Origin of the sequence: Roseateles sp. YR242 (assembly GCF_900109745.1) — a bacterium.
In the GTDB taxonomy this organism is placed as follows: Bacteria; Pseudomonadota; Gammaproteobacteria; order Burkholderiales; family Burkholderiaceae_C; genus Roseateles.
In genome coordinates, this window is record NZ_FOAV01000004.1 from 16,493 (window position 1) to 32,899 (window position 16,407).

Here is a 16,407-nt window from a genome sequence, read left to right on the forward strand (position 1 = left end):
GTCAGCGGTCCTGCCGTCCGGTGCTGGCGGCTCGCAACCACACCTGCTTCAGCTGTTCGAGCTGGCGGTCCAGGCGTGTGTCGAGCGTGCCCTGGCTGCTTTCGAGCAGGCAGCCGCCCGGCGTGACGGCCGGGTCGGCGATCCATTCGACGGACGGATGCGCCGAACGCAGGGGGTCGTTGTCCAACAGGACCAGGTCGTCAGGGTTCAGTCGAACTCGGTGAGGCGTGCCGCTGGACAGCTGGGCGAGGGCCTGGCGCACGGTGTCCGCCACCGCCCCACCCGCCACGGCCCGCTCACCCACGATGCGGCAGACCGCGGCGAAGGCGAGTTCGATGGTGTCTTCTTCCAGTGCGGCCACGCGGGTAGCGACGGCGTCGTCCAGCGCGGCGATGACCCGACCCAGCCGAGCCATCTCGGCGGCGTGCGCCTGCCGCATGACCTCGGCCTGCGCCTCGGCATTTCCCTGCCATTGCTGGACCTGCTGGCGGATGGCCCCGTCGATGCGAGCCTGGGCATCCTTGAGCCCTTCACGCAGACCCTCTTCGCGGGCGCGCTGATGGTCCTCCTCCAGGATGGTGGCGCGGATGGCCTCCACCGATGCTGCGGTCGCGGGCGCCGGAGCGGGCGCGGACGCGCCATTCAACGCGGATGGCCAGCCGGTGGGCATCATCGACATGGTCGAGGGCATCGCCGGTGGCACCTTCACCACGGCGGCGTCCGCAGCATGGCGATGCCGGGGCAGTGCCAGCGTGCGCGCCTGTGAGGGCGATGGGAGGTCGCGCAGCACGGCGGGTTGTGTGAAGGGCAGATCTTTCATCGCTGGCTCCGGGGGGACAGGCGTTGAACGAGACGGCAGATCCAGCCGCGCGGTGCGGCGTGGCCGGTGCGCAAGGGCCGGGACAGACGGACCGCAAGCGCGTCAGCGAGTCGTGCGCCGAGCGAGCCGGACGGGTCGGACGACCCCCAGGGGGCTGCCGCAGCGTCCGTCATTAGTTCGACGATGCGACGGTGGCGAGCGGGGCCCAGACGATCGAGCACGCCGGCGTGCCACGCCCATGCGGTCTCACGCAGCAGCCGCGCAATCAGGGCGTCCGGTTCGGCGCGCAGCAGTTCGGCTACCTCCGCGGCCGACGCCATCTCCAGGCGATGGCGTGGCGAATCTGGCTCGGTGGTGCCAGAACGACGCGGCGCTTCGGCGAGGACGGCCTGCAGCAGCTCCGGGTCCGACGGCACGCCCAGCGCCGTCAGCTCCGCCAGCAGCGCCTGCGCCTCGGCCCGTTCGGCTGGAGCGAGCTGGCCGAGCATCCAGGCACGATCGCTTTCATCGAGGCTGTGCAACAGCAGCGCTGCCTGGCGCGCACTGCTCGCCATGTCGGGGATGACCATCACCGCTGGGCTCCCGGTTGCGGAGGCTCCGCATCGAGCCAGCCACGCACCCGTGCGAGGGCGGCCTGACGTTCCGTGTCGCTCAGCGGGGTGCGATGGCGAGCTCGGGCGTTGCGGGAGGCCAGGGCCCAGGTCACCAGGCCGAAGACGAGTACGGCCACCAGGACCGCCAGCGCCAGGATGACCTGTCGAGGGCTGTCCTGTGTGGCGGGCTGTTGGGCCTGCGAGACGATGGGCGCCTCGTCCGCGAGCCGTGTCGCGGAGGAGGGTATCGGCGCGGGTGTTTCATCCTGGCTGGTCGGCGCGAGGGCATTCAGTCCGGCCAGCGGCTGGACCACCACCACGTCGCCACGGCTGGTGGAAGCGCCCACGGCGGCGGCGAGCAGGGCCTTGGTGCGTTCCACCTGCTGGGCGTCCAGCGGCACCTTGACGACTGCCAGCACCTGCAGGTTGCGGATGGAGCCGGGTTGCGAGACCACCTGCTCGACACGGCGGCCGACTTGGTAGTCGGTCTCGCGCTGGGCGTTGGAGGTGCCGCGCGAGCCGTCGCGCGTGTTGGTGGCCGGCAGCACATCTTCCTTGGTCGTCTCGCGGGCGCGGACCACCACGCCCGTGATCGCCTCGCCGGGTTGCGCGGGTGCGGCGAGCACGTCTTCCGTGGTGCGGCGCACCTGGTTCATGTCCAGCACCACATCCACGCTGGCGAGCGCACGGCCGGGGCCGAACGCACGGTCCAGCACCTGCGACGCCTTCTGGGCGAGGTGCTGCTCAATCTCCCGCTTGAGTTCCAGCTGCGGCGACATGTCGCCACCACCGTCCGCGGCCGGCTGCGAGACACGGGTGAGAGCCACGCCGGTCTGGTCGACGATCGTCACGTCCTGCGGGCCGATGCCGGCTACCGACGAGGCCACCAGGCGCTGGATGCCGCGCACCTGTTCGGGCCGCAGCGTCTGGCCCTGCTTCAGCGCCAACGTGATCGCGGCCTTGGCCTTGCCCTGGTCGCGCTTGAACAGGCCTTCCTCAGGGAAAGCGAGATGCACGCGAGCCGATTCCACCTCAGCCAGCGAGAGGATGGTGCGGGTGATCTCGCCCTGTAGCGCACGCTGGAAATTCACCTTCTGGGCGAATTCAGTCATGCCGAAGTCAGTGTTGTTGAAAAGCTCGAAACCCACGGCGCCGTGCAGCGGCAGGTCCTTGCTCATCAGCTTCAGGCGCGTCTGGTGCAGCGTCTTGCGGTCGACCAGGATGGTGGTGCCGTCAGCCGCCAGCTCGTAGGGCACCTTCATGCGGTCCAGTTCGGTGGTCATGGCGGCGGCGTCCTGTGCCGACAGGCGGCCAAACAGCACGTCGCGTTCGGTGCGCATGACCCATGCGCCGAAGGCGATCGTCCCCACGACGATCAGTGCGATGCCGGCCACCAGGCCATAACGGGCCGACGTGCCAAGGCCTTGCCAAAACGTTCTCAACTGCTGCTCCCTTGCGTGCGCTCAATGTGTGTCAGGTTCATGCCGGGCCAGGCCTTACACCTGCATCCGCATCAGGTCCTGGTAGGACTCCAGTACGCGGCTGCGCACCTGCAGCATCAGCTGGAAGGACATGCGGCTTTCCTCCAGGCGCAACATCACCTGATGGATGTTGTCCAGATTGCCGGCGGCCAGGCTTTGCAGGTCGGCCTGGCTGGCCTGGAGCTGGGCGTTGACCTGCTGGAGGCCACTGGTGACCATGTTGCCGAACGATGTGACGGCGGCCGCGCCGCCCATGGCGTCGACGCGGAGGGCAGGGGCGAGCGAAGGCTCCTGCAAGGCCGCGATGGGCGGAATGAAGGTGGTGCTCACGAGTTGCCTCCGATTTCCAGGGCCTTGGTGGCCATGGAGCGGGTGATGTTCATGGCGGCGACGTTGGCCTCGTAGGCTCGGGAGGCGCCCAGCATCGTCATCATCTCGGTGGCGGTGTCCACGCCGGGGTAGCTCACGTACCCCTGGGCGTCGGCCTGCGGGTGGCCGGGGTCGAGCACCGTACGGGCCGGGCGGCCATTGGGTTCCACCACCGCCGTCGGGCCGGCCAGCCCCTGGCCGACCAACGACGCGAAGCCATTGCCGTCCATGGGTTGCAGGCCCACGGCGGACTGGGCCACCACGCGCAGCGGCTGGAAACCACGTCCGTCGGCGAAGGAGACCGTGTTGGCGTTGGCCAGGTTCAAGGCCGCGACCTCGACCCGCAGGCGCTCGACATCCATGCCGGTGGCGCTGATCGCGAAGGATTGGGCGTAATTCATCTGGGGGCTCCTCAGCGCTTGCCTTCGCTGACCGCGCTGGACAGGATGGACAGGTGACGGTTGAGGCCTCGCACGAGGGCCTGGTAGTGCAGGTTGTTCTCGGCCATGGCCGCGACTTCCGTGTCGACGTGGACAACGGCGGGGCCGCCGTTGGGCGCGATCTCTGGCTCGATGCGGACCTGCAGCACCGGGGCGCTGGCCGATCGGGCGTCGCCGCGCAGTCCGTCCTCGATCTGGGCCTCGAAGGAGGCCCGCTGGGGCACGTAGCCGATGCTGTTGGCATTGGCGATGTTGGCCGCGATCACCTGCTGGCGCAGCGTGGCGGCGTCCAGGGCCAGCGACAGCGAGGCCGTGGTGACTGCTTCGATGCCTTGGGTCATGGAAGAACTCCTTGGAGGGGAAATCACTGGACCACCAGGTCCGCGTGCAGGGCGCCGGCCGCTTTGACGGCGCGCAGGATGGAAATGATGTCGCGGGTGCTGGTGCGCATCCGGACGAGGGACTGGACCAGGTCGGCCACCGTGTTGTTGGCCGTGACGAAACCGGCGCTGCCGCCTTCCGTGACGTCCACCCGGCTGTTGGTTACCACGGCAGTGCGGGAGCCTTCCGACGAACGGCCGAAGTTCAGCGGTTGCGAGACGGTGGTCTCCGCGTCCACCGACACACGCAGCTCGCCATGCGAGACCGCCACCTTGGAGATCCGTACGTCGCCGCCCGCCACGACGGTGCCCGTGCGTTCATTGATGACCACCCGTGCACGGCGGTCCGGGTCCACCAGCACGTTCTCGATCCGGGCCAGGAAGGCCACCGGGCGATGGCGCTCCGCCTCGGGCACACGCACGTCGATGCCGGAGGCGTCGCGCGCCTCGGCGATGGTGGCGCCGAACTGGGCGTTGATGGCGGCGGCGACACGGTCTGCCGTGGTGTAGTCCGCCTCTTGCAGCACGAAGGTGACGATCGGCTGGTCATCGTGGGGGGCTGTCTTCAGGCCGACTTCCACCGTCGCGCCACCCGGCACCGAGCCGGTGGTCGGATGGTTTTTCTGCACCACGTTGCCATTGGCGTCATAACGGTAGCCGCCGATGGACAGGGGGCCCTGCGCCAGGGCGTAGGTGCGGCCGTTGGCGGCCTTGAGCGGCGTCAGCAGCAGCGTGCCGCCGAGGAGGCTGCGCGCATCGCCGCTGGAGGTGACGGTGATGTCCAGCGTGTCACCCTCGCGGGTGAAAGGGGGCATGGCGGCCGTGACCATCACCACGGCCACGTTGCGACTCTGGACCTGGTCGGGCCCGACACTGAGATTGAACTGCGAGAGCACATTCGCCAGTGCCTGGCGGGTTGTGCGGTTGGACGGCGAGTCGCCCGTGCCGGCCAGGCCGGTGACGATGCCGTAGCCGATCAAGGGGTTGTCGCGCCATCCTTGTATCTTTCCGAGGTCCTTGACACGGACCGCGTCGGCGCTGGTGCTGTTGCCTGCGCTGGCGGCTACCGCGTGCGCGACCAAGGGCGCAAAGGAAAAAACAGCGGCAAGGGTGGTCAGTACAGCGGCCACCGCGCTATGAAAGGTTTGACGCATCACAAGCCCACCCAGTCCATGAATTGGCGCCACCAGGCCGGCTTCTGCCGGGCTGCCAGTTCACCTTCCCCCACGTAGGTGATCTTGGCGTCGGCGAGCCGGGACGAGATGACGACGTTGGCGTCCGAGATGTCTTGCGGACGGACGCGGCCCTCTACGTTGATGCGCTGCTTCTCGTCGTTGATGAGCAGCAGCTGTTGCCCGGTGATGCGGAGGTCGCCGTTGGGCATGACCTCGGCGACGGAAACGGTCAACTGCGCGACCAGCTTGCCGGAGCGAGTCGTGCGGCCTCCGCCGTCGAAGTCGCCGCGCACGCCGAGGCCGGCATTGATCGCGGGCAAATGCGGCCGGGCCAGTTCGGCGGACATGTCGTTGTTGCGGCGAGTGCCGGTATCCGCATTCGCGGTGGCCGAGGCGTTTTCGACGATCTGGATGGTGAGCACGTCACCGACCCGGAAGGCGCGGTTGTCCGCGGCCGCCGGGCGATAGGTCTTTTCGTCGTAGAGGCTCTGGGCCGACGCGGTGCCCGCGGCGATCACCAGCAGGGTGCAGCACAGCAGTTGTTGGAGCTTCATGGTTGGAGTTGCACCTGATTGGGTCCGGTGACAAGGGCGAGAAGGGGCGCGCCGGTGCGGTCGCCCATGCGGACAAGCACGCGCTTTCCGGGGGCGCCGTCCTGCAGCGCCTTGGCGGTTGCTTCAAGGGAGATGGCGCCGACCCGGGACCGCACGGTGACCTGCTGGCCGCGCAGCACGGCAGGCATGGCCTCCACATGCGCGGCGGTAAGCATCTGACCCTTCAGCAGCGGACGGCGAAGCCGCAGGCTCTCCAGTGGCGTGGTGGCCAGCACGGGAGCGCTCGGCAGGCCGGCGAGGTCCTGTTCCGCAGTGTCCAGCGGGGCGCCGACCAGCGCGCGCGGTGGCGCCACGTCGTCGCGGGCGACCCAGGCGGCCCCCAGGACTTCTACCTTGACGGTCACGGTCACAGTGCGGGCGTATTGGCCATCGGACCACAGCTCGACCGGGACTGCGATCCGGCGAGCCGGCCAGGCGCCTTCCGCGGGCAGCCGGGCGCGGATTTCCGTCCGCTGGCCGGTGGGCACCAGCCAAGGCGTGTCGGGACAGTCGGCGGTGGTTGCCACACGGACCTGAAGACGTGCGAGTAGTGCCGTTACCGCCGCCTTCGTGGCGACATTCGCGGCGCCGCAGACCTCCACCGCCGGAACCTCGCGCCCCGTGCGGGAGACATGGACCACGTCCGAGCCTTCCCACACCCACTTCGGCAGCTGCGGTGCCGCGCGCCGCAGCCAGGCTTCGACTTTGGGGCGGTCCAGTCGCAGCACGTCACCGAAACCTGGCGCGGCGCCCAGGTCCAGTGATTCGATGCCGCGCGCGGAAGCCGCATCGCCACCATGCAAGCGCACGATGTCGCCCAGATGCACGCGTGCGCCTTCCACGTCGGCCCGCGACAGCAGCTCGGCCCGCCAGGGGGCGGCCGGCTCCGCCCATGCGGTGCCCACGGTGGCAGCGAGCACTGCCGCCAGCCATCCGTTCATCCACATGGAGTGCCGCGCTTGCATCATGGGTCTCATCCCCGGCGCAGGCCGTTGACCATGCCCAGCATTTCGTCGGAGGCCTGCACGACCTTGACGCTGGCCTCGTAGGCCCGCTGGGCCATCATGAGGTTGACCATTTCATCCACCAGCTTGACGTTGGAGCCTTCCAGGTACCCCTGGCGCACCGACCCCATCTGGTCCACGCCGGCACGGCCGGCAATGGGCTCGCCGGATGAGGCGGTGGTGCGGTACTCGTTGTCGCCACGGGATTCGAGCCCGGCGGGATTGCTGAAGCGCACCATGTCGAGCTGGCCCAGTTCGACCAGGGCGGTCTGGTCCGGCATCCGTGCCAGCACCCGGCCGTCCTGCTCGATGGTGATGGACTGCGCCGTGTCCGGCACGGCGATCGCGGGCTTGAAGGCATGGCCGGACTGGGTGGCCAGCAAGCCGTCCGACCCCACCTTGATCGAGCCGCCCCGGGTGTAGGCGGACGTACCGTCGGGCAGGGTCACCTCGAAGAAGCCTTCGCCGGAGATGGCGATGTCGTACATCGAGTCGGTCTTGCGGATGTCGCCGAGGTCGAAGACCTTGGCGATGCCGGTCACGCCCACGCCCATGCCGGCACGCTGGATGTCGTCCAGGCTGGTCAGGGAGGTGGCGTCGGCGCCCGCCGCGCGCTGGGCGCCGTCACGGACGACCAGGTCCACGAAGTTCACCCGGGCGCGTTTGTAGCCCACCGTGTTGACGTTGGCCAGATTGTTGGCGACGGTGTCGACATTCATCTGCTGCGCGTGCATGCCGGTCGCGCCGATGTACAAGGAATCGAGCATGGGAGGGTAGTGTCCGGGGAATGGGATGGGGGCGATCAGGCGTCGCCGAGCTTGCGGATGGCCGAGCCGACGATGTCGTCGTAACCCTGCACGGCCCGCTGGACGGATTCGAAATGGCGCATGGTCTGCATCAGGTCGACCATCTCGCGCGCATGCTGGACGTTGGCGTTCTCCAGGAAGCCCTGGCGCACCTGCACGTCGCTCTCGCCGAGGATCACGCCCTGGGTCTCGGCAATGAAGAGGCCGGCGCCGCGCGGCTGCAGCGTGTCCGCGTTGGTGAAGCTGACCACCCGCAGGCGGTCGATGGCGCGGCCGTCCTGTACCACGCGGCCTGTGGCGTCCACGCTGAAAGGACCGCTGGTGAGCTGGATGTCGCCAGACTGGCCTTGCACGACCTCGCCCCGCGCAGTCACCAGGCGTCCACGGGCATCCAGCTGGAAGTCGCCTTGCCGGGTGTAGGCCGGGCCTTCAGTGGTCTGGACCTCGAACCAGCCGGGGCCGACCAGCGACAGGTCCAGGTCGCGGCCGGTGGCGCGCAGCGTCCCGGCGCTCATGTCACGGACGAGGTCAAAGGGGCGGGCAGCCGGCAGCGTGGCCACGGCTTCCGCCTGGGTGGCGGCCACGCCGCTCATCGCCTGGGTGAAGGAGGGCGCCAGCGCATTGTCCGCACGGGCCACCAGCGTCTGGCGTTTATAGCCCGGCGTGGAGACATTGGCGATGTTGGTGCCGATCTGGTCCAGCCGGGCGGCATCCTGCTGCATCGAGCGCAGGGCAATGGCGAGGATTTCTTGCATGTGGATCCTGAATGGGCGGCTTACGCGCCGACGACGGCGTAGGACTTGAGTTCGATGGCCTGGGGAACCTCGGTCATCGAGAGGATGCGCAGGTGCGGCAGTACCCGCTCGGAGAGCGAGCGCAGATGGCGCCGCAGGTCGGGGGCGCAGAGCAGCACGGGCAGCAGGTTGTGCTTCATCATGCGTTCCGAGATGGTCACGAGCCGGCCCATGAAGAGTTCGGCCAGGCGCGGGTCGATGACCAGGGGCTGGCCTGGCTCGGCCTGGCGGACGCTGTTCATGAACTGGATCTCCATCGCCGGGTCGAGCGTCATGACCTGCAGGGACGTGGCTTCGCCCAGGAGCTGCTGGCAGATGGCATGGCCCAGCCGGTGCCGGACACGCTCGGTGAGGTAGCCCACGTCCTTGCTGGTGCGGCCGGCATCCGACAGTGTTTCGAGAATGGCCTCGATGTGGCGGATGCTCACCTTCTCGCGCAGCAGGTTCTGCAGCACGCGCTGCACGTCGGTCAGGGCGAGCACGGTGGGGATCAGTTCTTCCACCAGCGAGGGCTGGCTCTGGCGCACACGTGCCAGCAGGCGGTCTACCTCCTGCCGTGTCAGCAGCGTGGCGGACTCGCGCCGGAGCACTTCGGTGAGATGGGTGATGAGCACGGTCTGTCCGTCCACCAGCGTGTAGCGGGCGGCGACGGCGGCTTCGCGCCGCGTCGGGTCGATCCAGAGCGCGGGCAGGCCGTAGGTAGGGTCGCGGGTGACTTCACCAGGGATGGCCGAGGTATCCCCGGCGGGATGGATGGCCAGGAGCTTGTCGGCACGGGCCTCGCCGCGCCCGACCACCACGCCGTCCACGTGGATCTCATAACGCTCCGCACCCAGCCGGGCAAGATCCTTGAAGCGCACGCGCGGTAGCACCAGGCCGTATTCCTGCGCATGCTGCTGGCGGAAGCTGGCAATCCGGTCCATGAAAAGACCACCCGGCTGCGTGACCAGTTCGCTCCAGCGGCTGCCCACCTGCACCTCGATGGGCTCCACGGGGAGCAGGGCGTACGGGTCGGCCTCCTGGCCTGCGTCCGTCTTGCCGTCGCCTTCCTCGCCATCTGCGGGCGTGGACGCGGCGCCGCGGCGCACCATCCACCAGACGCCGAGCACCACGGTGATGAGTACCAGCGCCGGCCAGGCGGGGATGCCGGGCAGCAGCAACAGGCCACCCAACGCCCCCGCGACCAGCAGCAGCGTTTTGGGGAACGAAGTGATCTGGCGCAGCACCTCCTGGCTGAGGTTGCCGTCCGAGGCGGAGCGGGTAACGATGATGCCGGTGCCGACCGCGATCACCAGCGCCGGCACCTGGGTGACGATGCCGTCGCCGATGGTCAGCAGGGTGTAGGTCTGCAGCGCCTGGCCCCAGGGCAGGCCCAGCTGCATCACGCCGATCACGATGCCGCCGACGATGTTGATCAGCATGATGATGATGCCGGCGATAGCATCACCCTTTACGAACTTGCTCGCGCCGTCCATGGCGCCGTAGAAGCCGGCTTCCTTCTCCAGGTTCCTGCGGCGGCGCTGCGCCTCGGCCTGGTCGATGAAGCCCATGTTCAGGTCGGCATCGATGCTCATCTGCTGGCCAGGCATGCTATCCAGCGTGAAACGGGCGGCCACTTCGGACACCCGCTGGGCTCCGTTGGTCACCACCACGTACTGGACGACGATGAGGATCAGGAAAACGATCAGACCGATCACGTAGTTGCCACCCACCACGTATGAACCGATGGCGCCGATCACCTTGCCGGCGCTGGCCTCCGACAGGATCAGGCGCGTGGCGGCCACGTTCAGTGAAAGGCGGAACAGCGTGGCGATCAGCAAGAGCGACGGGAAGGTGGAGAACTCCACCGGCCGGGCCATGTAGAACGTCAGCAGGAGGATCAGGAAGGCGAAGCTGAAGTTGGTCAGCAGCAGGAAGTCCAGCACCACCGACGGGATCGGCGCGAACAGGATCACCAAAATGCCCAGGACCAGCGCCACCATGGCGATGTCGCTGTGCTTGCCGAAGATGCGTTGCAGCGCACTCATGCGGAAGCTCCCATTTCCCGGGCCCGTCGCATGGCGAGCACCCACACGACGATGCGGGCCACGTCGGCGTACAGCGTGGGTGGCACCTGTTGGTCAATGTCCATATTGAAATAGATGGCCCGCGCCAGCGTGCGGTTCTGCACCACGGGGATGCGCTTCGCCGAGGCGATCTGGCGCATGGCGGCGGCCATGCCGCCCGCGCCCTTGGCCAGCAACTGGGGGGCGGCCATCTCGCCGTGCTGATAGCGGAGGGCGACGGCAAAGTGGGTGGGGTTGGTGATCAGGACGTCGGCGCTGCCGGTCTTCGACAGTGACCGGCTGCGCCTGAGCATTTCGCGCCGGAGCTCGCGCAGCCGTCCGCGGATTCGTGGATCCCCTTCGCGGTTCTTGACCTCGTCCTTCAGCTCGCGCTTGCTCATGCGCATGTTCTTGGCGAATTCTCGGCGGCTGAAACCGAGATCGATCAGGGCGATGACGGCAAGGGCAAGCGCCAGCTTGAGGCACAGGGAGGCAACGTCATCAATCAGCATGCGCGCGAATGCAAGGGGCGGGCGCCCGGCAAGCTGTGGGAACTGGGGCAGAAGGGCCGTGAGCGCCGCATGGACCACCAGTACCAGCACGGTGAGCTTGATGATGGCCCGGCCGGCGTCGAACAGCGTGCGGATCGACAGGATGCGTTTCAGGCCCGTGGCCGGGTTCAGGCGCTGCCAGTCGGGCTGAATCGGGTGCGCGGACAGCACCGGTCCCGTCTGCAGGACGTTGGCGAGAATGGCCGCGATCATGATCGTGGCGAAGAAGGGCAAGAGCAGCGCCAGCGCCGCCCGGCATGACTGGGCGATAAGGTCCCAGAGTTGAGCGGGATGGTCAACGGCAGCTGCCAATCTGAAAAGTTGGCCGTCGAACTGGAACTGCGCGGAGACGAAGGCCCAGCCACGAGCATAGAAATAAACAACGGCCACACCAAAGACGATGGCGGAGACCACGTCGGCGCTGCGCGCGACCTGGCCCTTGCGGCGGGCCTGTTCGAGCTTGTAGGGCGTGGCCGCGTCATTGCGGTCGAGTTCCTGTTCCATTATGGAAACACCATTCCCCAGGTCCGGAAGATCGACACATTGACCCGTTCCACCACGCCTGTGAGCGTGGTCATGGCGGCAGCTAGCGCGGCCATGCCGAGCATCACCTTCAAGGGCACCGCCAGCATGAAGGTGTTCATCTGCGGCAGGTTGCGCGAGAGCACGCCCAGGGCGACTTCGACGAGCAGCAGGCACAACACCACGGGGGCCACCATGGCAAAGCCGAGCGCGAACATCGACGACCCTTGCTGGATCAGGGCCGCGGCGGCGCTTTCAAACAGCCAGGGCGTGCCCACAGGGATACGGTCGATGCTGAGGGCCAGGCCGCGCAGCATGTTGTGATGGGCGTCCGTCACCCAGAACAGCACGATGGCCAACTGTGTGAAGGCGCTGGAGATCACCGGCACCTGCTGCCGTGTGACGGGGTCGAATACCTGGGCCATGCCGAAGCCCATCTGCACGTCCAGCAGGCGCCCTCCCAGCGCATACGCGCCGAAAGCGACGTTGATGCCGGTGGCGAGCAGCACACCTAGGGTGGCTTCGCAGGCCCCTGCCACCATCAGGGCCCCGGCGCCGAGATCATGCGGCGGGGCCGACACGGGCAGCACCGACGCGAGCGCGACCGACAGCGTCAGGCCGAAAAGCACCCGTACAACTGGCGGAATCGACACCGCGGCCAATGGAGCGGCAAACAGCAGCAGACCCGCCACACGCAGTGCGAGCAACAGCGTCGCCATACCCCAGGCCGTGACGGTGTCAAACAAGGAGGACCAGAGCATGGCTGCTCAGAACATGGACGGAATGTCGGACCAAAGTCGGGTGGAGAACGAGGCGAGGGTTCGCAGCATCCAGGGCCCGAACACCACCAGACTGATGGCGGCGGTGAGCAGCTTCGGGATGAAGGTCAGCGACATCTCCTGCACCTGGGTCACGACCTGCAGGATGCTGATCAGCAATCCCACCAGCATGGTCAGCCCTAGTACGGGAAGGCACACGAGCATCCCCGTCCAGAAAAGCTCCGCCAGCATGCGTAACGCAAGATCTGCGTGCATAAGTGATCCTCCCAATACCCTCTGTCTGCCCGGATGGCGCATCAATTTGCGCTCAGTTGACACAGTGTAAATGTGGGTACTTCTTGCGCCAGGGGAGGGTGATTACTGACGTGGTTTTGTGGCCACTGCCGCTGACCCATGATGGAGCGCCTTGATTCCCGCTACCGATGACATCTCGCTGGTTTTGTTCGCACAAATCGATAGTGGGGCGTTAATCGCCCCGTTGATTCAGAAATGGTGCAAAAACAGCGTGGCTACCTCTGATTGAACTCCCTCGGCCAGCCCCCCGGAGGGGTGTGACCCATGAAATGTGGGCTCTACGCATCGGTGGTGCTTAAGCAACAGGAAGCCCGGAGTAATACATTAGGTGGTGTCTGAGATGACACAGTTTGGTCTGATATCAACTGGCGAAGTATTTTTTTGGGTCGGTGATGAATATCTAGGCAAATTGAAACAATCCCGCCAAGCCGCATAAAAATGGGCTTTCGGGGCGAATGTCGGTCGATGAGTTGATTTGCAGGATTTGGGGAAAATCCATATAGCTGCGGGCGCCAGACTAATGCGAGAGCGCGCCGGCCCGTCGAACGCTTTCACGCATAGCGCTCCTCCGCCCCGCCTAACCGACCAGCGGTTGGTGCTCCACGAAGGGGATGACCCTGCCGGGGAGGCGATCAGCGCGCTCCCTGCAGAGCCGAGCGGCCAATTTTCTCGGCGTTCGCGGCCGTGATGGGCTTCGAGTTGGAGAGCTTGGGCGAGGCGATGGACTCGTCCAGCAACGGCACACTCCATGTCTTTCGGAGGCGCAGCTGATGTTATTTGTTGTCGTATTTGCTATAAAAAAACAGGCGGTAATCTACCGGGCTCCCCTCTGTAGACACGTGGCTTCTCGTCTTTCTTAATAGCAAATACGGCATCTTTCTATGAACCTCAACCAAGTCACGCTTCCCGCCGTAGACCTCCCGCGTTCGATCGACTTTTACCTCCGCATGGGATTCAAGCAGATCGTCGGCGCGCCTCACTACGCGCGCTTCGAATGCACGACAGGTGATTCGACGTTTTCGCTGCACCAGGTGGCGCACCCCGGGGGCGGCCACCATGTCGTGTACTTCGAAACGCCCGAGGTGGACGCCGAAGTGCGCCGCCTGCTGGTGGCCGGATTTCAGTTCACCCAGCTGCCGCGCGATGAACCTTGGCTCTGGCGCGAGGCAAGACTGGAGGATCCCAGCGGCAATGTGTTGTGCCTGTTTTGGGCCGGTGAAGCCCGAAAGAACCCACCGTGGAAGCTGAAGGATTGACGAGGCGGGCGCCCGACTTGCGCCTCAGACCCCGCCAACCTGCCGCTGCAACCAAGCCTCATTGGCCCTGCAACTGACGCGCAGCACCATCAATGAAGTCCGCCACCTCCACCGGGTGCGACAACATCGGCACGTGGCTGGACGCAAGCGTCAGCGTCTGTGCATTCAGTGCCTCGACAAACTTGCGCTGCAGCTGCGGCTGGATCATCCGGTCATGGGTCGCCACCACATACCAATTGGGTTTGGACTTCCACGCGGCCTGACCTGTCTTGGCGCCGAACGTCGCACCGTGGGTCGGCGTCTGGACCGCGTGCATCAAGCGCGCCTCCGCCGGCGGCAGGTCCTGCGCGAAGTTGTCCGCCACACCCTGCGCCGTCATGGAGAGAAATCCGCTGGCATCGGGGCGAAGCTCTGAAACCCCGGGCGGCGGCGCAAACTCGTGCCCCAGGTCGCCGACAGCTTCCCCTTCATCCGGTGCAAACGCCGCGACGTAAACCAGGCCCACCACTTTGGGATCCACGCCAGCGTTGGTGATCACCACCCCGCCATACGAATGTCCGACCAGCAGGACAGGCCCGTTCACAAGCGCCAAGGCACGAGCGGTCGCAGCAACGTCATCGGCCAGCGATGTCAGCGGATGCTGCACCGCCGTGACTTGATGACCCTTCGCCTGCAAGAGGGGAATGATCTTGCTCCAGCTGGATCCATCGGCCCATGCGCCGTGAACCAGGATGATGTGAGGGTAGGACATTGGAGGTCTCCTTCCATTGGGAACTGGGGGCCGGCTCCGTGCGATGACAAAGGCGCGGCTGCGTGGGCGCTGAACGTCGTCGTCAGAGCGACAGATGCAATTCGTCAGATTCGGATCGGGACACACAGATGCACATCAGGTGCTGTTTCTCGCGCTGGTCCGGCGTCAGCACGTCATCCCGGTGCAGGGGAACGCCATCGACCACGCGGGTGGCACAGGTGCCGCAGGTCCCTATGCGGCACGATGCGGGTGGATGCAAGCCCTGGGCCTCAAGCGCTTCAAGGATGGAGCGCTGCGGTGGCACCTGGATCGTCCGGCCGCTCTTGTCCAGATGCACGTCAAATGCGCGGTCGCCTGCCTTGTCTTGCGGCAAGGTGAACCGCTCGACATGCACACGATCGGCAGCCATGCCCAGCTCGGCGGCTCCCAGCCGCACCGCGTCGATCAGCCGGGGTGGGCCGCAGACGTACAGGTGATCGCTGTCCCCCAGCGATTTCAGCAGACCGGCCACGTCGAGTCGTTGACCATCCTGCGCAGAATGGACGATCACGCGATGCCCGAATTGCTCGATCAACTGTCCAAGGAACGGCGCCTGGGCCTGTGAGCGGCAGGCGAAATGAAGTTCGAAGTCCCGGCCCGACGCCGCCAGCGCGTGGGCCATGGCCTTGAGCGGGGTAATGCCGATGCCGCCCGCCACCAGGATGGCACGGTGCGGCTGAGGCGCCAGCGGGAAGTTGTTCTCCGGCATCGCGCAGCGGATTCTTGTGCCAATGGCAAAGGTCTCGTGCACGGCTGCAGACCCGCCAGTCCCCGCGGCCTCGTGCAACACCGCGATCTCGAAGGCGTCACGCCGGAGCGGGCTGGACGCAATCGAGTAGGAACGTGTCGTCAGAACACCATTCGCCAGACGCATGGGCACGTCCAGGTGGGCGCCGGCCTGCACGGCGGGGAGCTGCCCACCGTCGGTACTCACCAGCTCATACGCTCGCACGGCCTTCGTCAATTGCCGGACCCCGACGACTGTCAGCGACAACGGACCGTCCCCGAGGGCCAGGGAACCTGCCGGCGATGATGGCGGTGACGGCGCCGATGGCGCTGGGGGCACCGCTAGAGTGACGGACCGGGCTTCCTCCAACTGCGCCTTGAGCTTTTGTACCTGCGCGCGCAGAGGCGTCATCAAGTGGACCACCTCGGTTTCTGTGAACCGAGGGGTGATGTGCTGCGGGCAGTTCCAGTCCCAGCCTTCGATGGCGATCAGAAAAGCACGTTCCACCGTGGCGGCGTAAGCGGGGTTGGCGACGGCAGCAATGGCCGCGTCTGCCTCCTTGCTCTCACCCGCTTCCACAAGTTGGACGCGGCCCAGCAGCTTCAGCCGCCGCTGGTTGGGGAAGTCAACGAGGATCAGGGATATGCGGTCGTCTCGGCGCAGATTGCCAACGCTCAGGTACTGCAGATTGCCGCGAAAGTCCGCAAAGCCGATCACCTTGGGGTTGATCACCTTCAGAAATCCCTTGGGCCCGCCCCGGTGCTGGACATAAGGCCAACCGGTTTCACTCACCGTGGCTTGAAAGAAATGATCGGCCTGCTCGATGAATTGAATCTCGCGGGGCGTCAGCGAATCGCCCCGGTCCGCCATGGTGTCCAGGAAGGCGTACTGCTCGCGGCTTCCCAGTTCGGCCTGGACCTCGCGCACGCCCGGCGTGAAGGTGATGTCTGAATAAGCGCGGCCCATGATGGTCTCCGACGATGGCTTC

General features: G+C 66.4%; 18 protein-coding genes. 1 reads left to right on the plus strand and 17 read right to left on the minus strand.

Features of this window, described 5'->3' with window-relative positions; genetic code table 11:
• Position 1: 1 nt before the first annotated feature.
• The 15 genes from BMY53_RS09660 to BMY53_RS09730 are packed head-to-tail and all read right to left on the minus strand — an operon-like array spanning position 2 to position 12,607.
• Positions 2–820 (minus strand): FliH/SctL family protein, encoded by an 819-nt coding sequence (locus BMY53_RS09660; protein ID WP_092946016.1) that lies wholly within the window; start codon positions 818–820, stop codon positions 2–4.
• The gene (locus BMY53_RS09665) at positions 817–1,389 is read right to left on the minus strand and encodes a hypothetical protein (protein WP_092946018.1); all 573 of its coding nucleotides are present in this window, start codon (positions 1,387–1,389) and stop codon (positions 817–819) included. The genes BMY53_RS09660 and BMY53_RS09665 overlap by 4 nt, the downstream gene beginning before the upstream one ends.
• A complete protein-coding gene (fliF, locus tag BMY53_RS09670) occupies positions 1,389–2,855 on the minus strand; it encodes a flagellar basal-body MS-ring/collar protein FliF (protein ID WP_092946020.1) in 1,467 nt (488 codons plus the stop codon). The genes BMY53_RS09665 and fliF overlap by 1 nt, the downstream gene beginning before the upstream one ends.
• Before the next feature lie 54 nt (positions 2,856–2,909).
• A complete protein-coding gene (locus tag BMY53_RS09675) occupies positions 2,910–3,224 on the minus strand; it encodes a flagellar hook-basal body complex protein FliE (RefSeq protein WP_255370121.1) in 315 nt (104 codons plus the stop codon).
• Positions 3,221–3,664, minus strand: a complete 444-nt coding sequence (flgC, locus tag BMY53_RS09680) for a flagellar basal body rod protein FlgC (protein ID WP_092946021.1) — start codon at positions 3,662–3,664, stop codon at positions 3,221–3,223. The genes BMY53_RS09675 and flgC overlap by 4 nt, the downstream gene beginning before the upstream one ends.
• Positions 3,665–3,675: 11 nt before the next feature.
• The gene (locus tag BMY53_RS09685) at positions 3,676–4,044 is read right to left on the minus strand and encodes a flagellar basal body rod protein FlgB (protein ID WP_092946023.1); all 369 of its coding nucleotides are present in this window, start codon (positions 4,042–4,044) and stop codon (positions 3,676–3,678) included.
• A gap of 23 nt (positions 4,045–4,067) precedes the next feature.
• On the minus strand, positions 4,068–5,237 hold the full coding sequence (locus BMY53_RS09690) for a flagellar basal body P-ring protein FlgI (protein WP_092946025.1): 1,170 nt from the start codon (positions 5,235–5,237) through the stop codon (positions 4,068–4,070).
• Positions 5,237–5,812, minus strand: a complete 576-nt coding sequence (locus tag BMY53_RS09695) for a flagellar basal body L-ring protein FlgH (protein WP_092946027.1) — start codon at positions 5,810–5,812, stop codon at positions 5,237–5,239. The genes BMY53_RS09690 and BMY53_RS09695 overlap by 1 nt, the downstream gene beginning before the upstream one ends.
• A complete protein-coding gene (flgA, locus tag BMY53_RS09700) occupies positions 5,809–6,819 on the minus strand; it encodes a flagellar basal body P-ring formation chaperone FlgA (RefSeq protein WP_177200809.1) in 1,011 nt (336 codons plus the stop codon). The genes BMY53_RS09695 and flgA overlap by 4 nt, the downstream gene beginning before the upstream one ends.
• A gap of 5 nt (positions 6,820–6,824) precedes the next feature.
• Positions 6,825–7,622: a flagellar basal-body rod protein FlgG gene (flgG, locus tag BMY53_RS09705; protein WP_092946031.1), complete on the minus strand. Its 798-nt coding sequence runs from the start codon at positions 7,620–7,622 to the stop codon at positions 6,825–6,827.
• A gap of 35 nt (positions 7,623–7,657) precedes the next feature.
• The gene (locus BMY53_RS09710; RefSeq protein WP_092946033.1) at positions 7,658–8,416 is read right to left on the minus strand and encodes a flagellar hook-basal body protein; all 759 of its coding nucleotides are present in this window, start codon (positions 8,414–8,416) and stop codon (positions 7,658–7,660) included.
• Positions 8,417–8,436: 20 nt separating this feature from the next.
• Positions 8,437–10,482, minus strand: a complete 2,046-nt coding sequence (gene flhA / locus BMY53_RS09715) for a flagellar biosynthesis protein FlhA (protein ID WP_092946035.1) — start codon at positions 10,480–10,482, stop codon at positions 8,437–8,439.
• Positions 10,479–11,555, minus strand: coding sequence for an EscU/YscU/HrcU family type III secretion system export apparatus switch protein (locus BMY53_RS09720; RefSeq protein WP_255370122.1), 1,077 nt, complete (start codon positions 11,553–11,555; stop codon positions 10,479–10,481). Before BMY53_RS09720 ends, flhA begins: the two co-directional genes overlap by 4 nt.
• Complete coding sequence (fliR, locus tag BMY53_RS09725; RefSeq protein WP_092946037.1) at positions 11,555–12,334, minus strand: flagellar biosynthetic protein FliR; 780 nt, start codon at positions 12,332–12,334, stop codon at positions 11,555–11,557. Before fliR ends, BMY53_RS09720 begins: the two co-directional genes overlap by 1 nt.
• A 6-nt stretch (positions 12,335–12,340) precedes the next feature.
• On the minus strand, positions 12,341–12,607 hold the full coding sequence (locus tag BMY53_RS09730; RefSeq protein WP_092946039.1) for a flagellar biosynthetic protein FliQ: 267 nt from the start codon (positions 12,605–12,607) through the stop codon (positions 12,341–12,343).
• Positions 12,608–13,527: 920 nt separating this feature from the next.
• Here BMY53_RS09730 and BMY53_RS09735 point away from each other — a divergent pair.
• Entirely contained in the window at positions 13,528–13,902 is a 375-nt protein-coding gene (locus tag BMY53_RS09735) for a VOC family protein (RefSeq protein ID WP_092946042.1), read from the plus strand.
• A 58-nt stretch (positions 13,903–13,960) separates the two neighbouring features.
• Here the strand turns inward: BMY53_RS09735 and BMY53_RS09740 are convergent, their stop codons facing one another.
• Complete coding sequence (locus BMY53_RS09740; RefSeq protein ID WP_255370123.1) at positions 13,961–14,653, minus strand: alpha/beta fold hydrolase; 693 nt, start codon at positions 14,651–14,653, stop codon at positions 13,961–13,963.
• Positions 14,654–14,735: 82 nt separating this feature from the next.
• Entirely contained in the window at positions 14,736–16,385 is a 1,650-nt protein-coding gene (locus BMY53_RS09745; RefSeq protein WP_092946044.1) for a 2Fe-2S iron-sulfur cluster-binding protein, read from the minus strand.
• Positions 16,386–16,407: the final 22 nt, after the last annotated feature.